Raw genomic sequence first — 6,824 nt, forward strand, 5'->3', positions numbered from 1 at the left:
TTCAAACTATTTACAGTCATAGATGTAAATAATGTCGTTGTCAAAACAGCAGATGCCATAAGTACTTTCATTGGTTTTTGTAATCTATGATTCTTTCTTCTACTAATATAAATCAGTCCTTTCATTTAAATCCATTCTAACGTTCATACGAAACGTCGATTTCCTCACTATCCCTTTATATCCCTTTATTAAGTTAATACAATAAATATTCTTCTTACTATGGCTACTTCTTAAATTTACTTATCCCCCCTCTCTTATTTCATACAAGTCAAAATTATACCTATATATAATTTTGAAGGGGAGCATCTGACCGCGTATAGAAACGGTCATGACTTTTTCCCACCACATCAAAATGAGAAAGCAAGTGCAGATCATATTGTATTCTGAATAGTAGGTATGCCGAATAATTGCAATGGATATATATGGCTGTTACTTCCATTAAAACATTATAGACTTTGAGTGTAAACCTCAAATCTAGCATATAGTAATTCTAAGTTAAACACTGTACATATATTATTAAATCTAAAAAAACACACCGGAAAGTATAATAATATAGCTTTATTCCATTAAACAAACTCATTATAATCTGATAAACTCACTGAAAATAAACTGTTTTTATATAAATACAAATTGAACAAAATGACCTAAAAACCCCTTTCTTTTAGGGGGACGAGAGTATCTGGCCATACATAGAAGCGGTAAGCGCCTTTCCCTGCCACAGGAATGGTTTAAAACAAAAGGAGAAAGCAAGTGCATGTCATGTTTTATTCTGCATAGCAGCGACTTATATGTTGAAAAATTAAAATGGATTTATATAAATTAAACATTTTAAATGATTAATCTAAAAATGTTTGTAAAATAATAACATAGTATTCTATATACCATTACCTAATACGCAAATATGTAAAATTGCATATTTTATATTCAGTATATGGGTCTCGCCACATCGCTATCAAGCTAAGATTCTTAAGTTCCGAAATATATACCGTATACCATAATACAATTGCTGAAATAAGAAGTTGCAAACCACTCGCTCTATGTAATTGATCCTCATAAGAACAATCACGAATTTCCCCTAATCGATTAAAAAATACGGCTCGAGCAAGTGCGTGTTTTGCTTCGCCTTTATTTAAACCAACATGTACACGTTTTCTAAGTTCGGGACTCTGTAACCATTCTAACGTATATAAAGTTCTTTCAATCCTTCCTATTTCACGTAAAGTTACAGATAATCTATTCTACCGTGGATAAGCCGCAAGTTTTTTAGGAATCAGAAAAACATTTAGATACTCTTTTATTATATATTTGCAAGACTTTTGTAACATTTACGAAAGTCTTTTGAAAGATTTATAGACTAAGATAAATTTATCGAAATTGATCTTAGTTTAATCGACAGTAGAAATTATAAGTAACATATAACTTATTCTTCTAGAAATAATAAAAAAAGGGGAAAGATAACATGAATCGTATAAATATGAAAAAAATGATTCCTGCAGCATTTGTATTAAGTACAGCTTTATTCGTAGCACCAGGATTTTCTTCTGCGGCTACTGATACTCCTACGAAAGTAGGAAACCTTCCAGTAGTAATAAGTTCTCAAGAGGCAAAAGCACCTATGACGGCAGAACAAATTCAGCGAAATGGTATGGCGCTTCCTTACATTCCTACAGGTCCTTATGAAGAGTTTCCTAATGAATGGCATGTGTCTACAAACGATGGAGCTTTAATTGATTATGTATATGTAGATGTAGTTGCTAATGATAATGGAACTAGTATCAATAATGTAATTAAATATGAAGGCTATAAGATTTTAAAAGCTGATGGTACTTGGCTTCAAGATGGAGAATCATATAGTAAAACAGCAAATAAAGGAGAGGTATTATATTCAATAGCAATTCCTAAAACTAATCCTGCTTTATCCGATACTAAATTAAAGAAAAACGTGAGCTGGAAATTAATTGATTCAAATGTAATAGATAAAAATTCAGGTTATCATTGGAGCAAAGCAGTTACAAGTGGTGTTTCGCATAATGTAACTGTAGGATTATCATATACAATTGGGATGGAAGTAGGTCTTGAGGGGGTTGCAAAAGTAAATCAATCATTAACTGCAAGTTTTGGTTATGGTTTTACTCTAAATTCAGAAAGTACCGTTACAAAAACATTTGACTTTAATCCAAAGCCTGCTGATTATGCATATGATCAATATAGAACAGCATTATATCAACAAGTAGCTAATTACTCAGTTGCTCCAGGTGCAGGATTACAAAAATGGATATCTGATTGGGAAAATAATGAACCTACAAATCAAGTATTTAAAGCGTTGGGTAAACAAGCTCCATTTAAATACAAAGTAAAAGACTCAGTTGAGTATCCAGTTGATGTCTTAGTTGCACTTACATCTAAGTAAAAGACAGAAAATCAGGTTCAGCTTCATTATCACTAGCAGATGGAGATAACTACTTATACTCTGGTAGATTCACACACAGATATGATAATGTTGATTTATATTACTACTATGAATCTGGTCGTACTAAATATGTAGATTTAAATAAATTATAAAGTGTTTATCATTTAGCATTTTCAATCTAATTAAAAAAATAAGATTATAAACCAAAGAAAAGGCACTCATTCGGGTGCCTTTTCTATTACAAATAAGAATGTGTCCAGATTGTGTCCAAACGTACAATTTTCTTTTTTTGATATGGTGACCCCATGTCCATCAACTTAAAAATTTTATAGCACCCCAAAATAAAAAATTGTACCTTTTCACCTGGAGATGCCAATTTTCTCGTTTTGGGGTATTTGCTTTTCTTAGCTTGATTGTGATGGGGCGTAAACCCTATTAAAGACATTTCCACTTCTAAAATAGAAGGTACTTGCAATTTTAGTACGAATTCCAGTTGAATTCGTGTTACTTAATCGTTCCCATCCCGCCAATTTTAATCTTAACCTTGACGTTTACATCGCCCTTTGCTAATTCATTATTCCATTTATTTTGGACTTTTTTCCATTCTGGATATGTGTAAGTTCTTGCATATCCTCCAAGCCCAATAGGGTCGATTTTGGCAGTTTGCATTTTTTGTATTAATTGCTTGAAATCAGCTTCCAGCTTAGTTTCAATCGCTTTTTGTAATTTTGCTGCGTCCTTTTTTGTATTAAACGAAAAAAGCCGTTCTGTAATACCGATTCTCATCTTTACATCTACATTAAATATAAAATGATTATCATATCTTGCCTTTGTCTTTACTTTAATACCATTGGCAGTAAAACTTATCCAATCTTTATCTTGGCTATCCGACTTTAGCTTAATTGGAATTGTGAATGGAAACTCACCTGTAGTTCTTTGTTGCAAAATGCGTAATAGTTTGGTTTCATCAGATTTTAGCGTTAATTTATACTTTCCTTTTTCATCCAATAAAGCTGTACCTGTCACCCATATTTTATTCTTTTTTTTCACCTCAGTAATATTTGCTGTTACCCCTTTGTCTGCTCTTTGTTCATATAGTTCTTGAAGAGTTGTTTTTACTGTGATATTTCTTAAAGAAGCGGTATCAACTAGTTTTGTTAAATATATAGGAAGCCGCGGCTTATCTTTTGGGCTATAGAAGATGACGTCCGAAACAGGTCCATCTACAGCGACAACCCTTGCGGTAACTGTATTTTTGGGATCTCGGTAAAATGGATCGAGGTGATTTTCCCAGTTTTTTCGTTTCAGTAGCCTTTTTCCAACTAAAATAACCTGTGTTTTACTTCCCGCGGTAAGCGCCATAACCGTAGCATCAAATTTGTCTCTAGATTTTCGAACCGTAGCAGATTTCACACCAGTAGTTTCTTCTTTTATCTTTGCTTCTTTATTGAAAACAGGGCTAGATATATACACTAATAAATTATCATTACGATCTAAATCAATACCAAGAACAAGAGTAAGAGAAACATCTTCAACATTTGTTTGATCAAAGCATCCAGTCATCATGAACACCGATAATAAAATACAACATAGTACTTTTCTTTTCAATGTATCCTCCCCTGGCGAAACTTCTCATATAGACAGCAGTACAGCCATAAAATGATAGGTAATATATAGGTTAATCCTAATCCAGCATTCGAAAATACCTGTTGCCAAATTTCGGCTTCATTCCAACTAGGATGAGTCCAAAATATGATGCCGATAATGAGCAATAAAAGAACAACTACATGAGAGCTATGATCTTGTTTTCCAAGTAATTGGCTTGAACAAAATACAGAACAGTATAGGGCAGGAATCCATGATGTGGAAACAATGGTTAAGTAAACAGCCAATAAAATCATGTCAAAACGTTCTAAAAAACGAAATTCAATTACTTTCACTAAATTTAGTACCGGTTGATTATATTGCGTAATGCTATCAGGGCTAAAATAAGCAAAACAAACAATAGTAGTAAATAAATAAAATAACATCGTTAATGTGTTTGCAATAACCATTCCATGGACTGCATACTGTTTTTTTTGTAAAAAAGGATATAAAAAGAAAGCAATATCAAACCCTAAATAAGCAAAAATAGTGGTCGGTACAGCCGTTAATACAGGTTTCCATCCTTCTTTTAATAGCGGAAAGAAGGGCATCCAACTTCCGTTCTCTTTAAGCGGTATCAAAAAAAACAACGGAATCCAAAGCGCCATATAAAAAAAAAGTTCGGAGTATCGCCCTATAATACGAGGACCGTTACGCGCAACAAAAAAGGTAGGAATCGAAAACAAAAAGATAACGATATAGTCAGGCGTTTTCGGAAGAAGCCATCCCTTAAGAAAAAGCATAGCGTTTACAAGAACGATACAAGTATAAAAAGCGAAGTACATCATGTAAATAACAACGAATGCTTTCCCTACTATTTTTCCAAACAATCGTATAAGAATGTCATAAATCGTGTCCTCGGGATATCTTGCAGCAGTTTTCACGATAAAAACACCTGATATTGTGGAGAATATCCAACCAATCAATATAGCTATCCATCCATCTGTTCCAGCGTTTTCTGCAAGCACGCGCGGAAGTGATAAAACACCAGTGGCCACCTGCATTCCATTGATTAAAACAATATACTGCATAAGAGTGATGTCATTATAGGCATACTTTTTCATAATTTCACCTTTTATTAGGATTCTTTCCTTGTCGAATAGATTGAATGGTTCCATTACCCTTAGGACGCCTTCTTATTGCCCATAAAGGAAAGCGTAAAAAAGCATCTTTCATATCTGCAAAGCGAAACGGTGCTAATGGCGTTCCGTAAGGAGTACCTAGCGATTCAAGACTGATTAGATGTCCAATTAAAGTCATCCACCCGATAACAAGTCCAACAATTCCAAATAAGGCAGCTGCTAGCATCATCGGAAAGCGTAAAAGTCTTACTGCCGCTCCCATATCATAATTAGGGATAACAAAAGAAGAGATGGCTGTAATAGCAACAACAATAATCATAATGTTGCTTACAATTCCCGCCTGAACAGCCGCCTGTCCAATGACAATACCACCTACAACTCCAACTGTCTGACCGATCGGAGTAGGTATCCGTAAAGCCCCTTCTCTCATCGTTTCCAATGTTATTTCCATAAGTAACGCTTCCATAACTGGAGAAAAGGGTACGCGCGTTCTTGATTCTGCAATAGATAAATACAGCTCTACAGGAATAACTTCAAAATTAAAGGAAATAAACGCAACATAACTCGCAGGCAAAAATAAAGCAATTATAAAGGAGATAAAACGAAGCATCCGAATAGACGAAGCAACTAACCACCTTGTACCGTAATCATCCACTCCTTGAAAAAAGGAAATAAAATTTGTTGGAGCAATTAACACATTAGGCGAATGATCCATTACAGTTACAAATCTGCCCTGTAGAATGTGAGATACGGCCAAATCAGGTCTTTCAGTTAATATAAATTGTGGAAACGGTGAGTACGGGTTATCTTCAATGAATTCTATAAGCTCCCCATTACTAGCAACAGCGTCGACTGTAATATTATGAATCCGTGTTTCTAATTCCTTCAGCACATCTTCAGAAGCTACATCTTTCAAATATAAAATAGAAATCCTTGTTTTGCTTCGTACACCAATTACTATTTCTTTTACCGTTAATTCACGATGAGGAATATACCTTCGAATCATTGCGATATTTTGACTTCTAATTTCTGTAAATCCTTGATGCGCACCTTTTAGAGCTATTTCGTAATGAGCGTCTTCAACATTTCTTTGTGGCCAACCTTTCGTATCCAATTGATGTGCTGTTGTTCGACTGTGGATTAATAAAACACTATCTCCTCCAAAAATAGCATTTTCAATCTGACTCCACGTATTAATAATTTTGATTTGTCCTAATGGAATTGGAAGTTCCGTATTGGTATCAAAATCACTATTCATCAAAGGACTTAGAACATGATTTTGAATCAATTCTTTATCTGTTAATCCAGACAAATATACTAAAGCGGCTTCTAATCCATCTGCTTTTATTTGAAACCGGCGAATCACTAAATCAGGTGCTTGACGAAATATATTCTGAATATCAGCTATGTTTTTCGATAAATCAGCGCCTAAGAGGGAGTCTTCAATATTTTTTTTCTGAAAATGAGTATTGTCTCGTATTGAAAATGACTTAGGATTGTCTCTATATTTTAAACGCTTCAAAAATTTAGCCATGATTCCCTCACTTTCTATGTACCTTTTATAGTACGTTTAGTATGCATATAGTAAGAAAAAATATCCTAATAGTTTCCTGAATACTTTCGAAATGGGACAGTAAAAAAACAGTCTCAGTACATCAAAGTTGATTTAGAACACATTATGAATACCT

The 6,824-nt window shown here is 34.0% G+C and carries 4 protein-coding genes and 1 pseudogene; 1 reads left to right on the plus strand and 4 read right to left on the minus strand.

Going from position 1 to position 6,824, the window contains the following annotated elements:
* Positions 1 to 977: 977 nt before the first annotated feature.
* Positions 978 to 1,274: pseudogene (locus CQ058_RS30505) on the minus strand (Tn3 family transposase); the annotation flags it as partial.
* A 185-nt stretch (positions 1,275 to 1,459) separates the two neighbouring features.
* On the opposite strand from CQ058_RS30505, the gene CQ058_RS30510 reads away from it, so the two are divergent.
* The gene (locus tag CQ058_RS30510; RefSeq protein WP_002193657.1) at positions 1,460 to 2,410 is read left to right on the plus strand and encodes a hypothetical protein; all 951 of its coding nucleotides are present in this window, start codon (positions 1,460 to 1,462) and stop codon (positions 2,408 to 2,410) included.
* A 504-nt stretch (positions 2,411 to 2,914) separates the two neighbouring features.
* Here the strand turns inward: CQ058_RS30510 and CQ058_RS30520 are convergent.
* From CQ058_RS30520 to CQ058_RS30530, 3 genes are read right to left on the minus strand one after another with little or no spacing between them, the layout of a single operon-like run.
* The gene (locus tag CQ058_RS30520; protein ID WP_002161860.1) at positions 2,915 to 4,018 is read right to left on the minus strand and encodes a Ger(x)C family spore germination protein; all 1,104 of its coding nucleotides are present in this window, start codon (positions 4,016 to 4,018) and stop codon (positions 2,915 to 2,917) included.
* Positions 4,015 to 5,118, minus strand: a complete 1,104-nt coding sequence (locus tag CQ058_RS30525; protein ID WP_033711196.1) for a GerAB/ArcD/ProY family transporter — start codon at positions 5,116 to 5,118, stop codon at positions 4,015 to 4,017. The genes CQ058_RS30520 and CQ058_RS30525 overlap by 4 nt, the downstream gene beginning before the upstream one ends.
* Positions 5,119 to 5,122: 4 nt before the next feature.
* A complete protein-coding gene (locus CQ058_RS30530; RefSeq protein WP_002193656.1) occupies positions 5,123 to 6,670 on the minus strand; it encodes a spore germination protein in 1,548 nt (515 codons plus the stop codon).
* Positions 6,671 to 6,824: the final 154 nt, after the last annotated feature.

Origin of the sequence: Bacillus sp. MYb56, from assembly GCF_002976445.1 — a bacterium.
Taxonomy (GTDB): domain Bacteria; phylum Bacillota; class Bacilli; order Bacillales; family Bacillaceae_G; genus Bacillus_A; species Bacillus_A mycoides.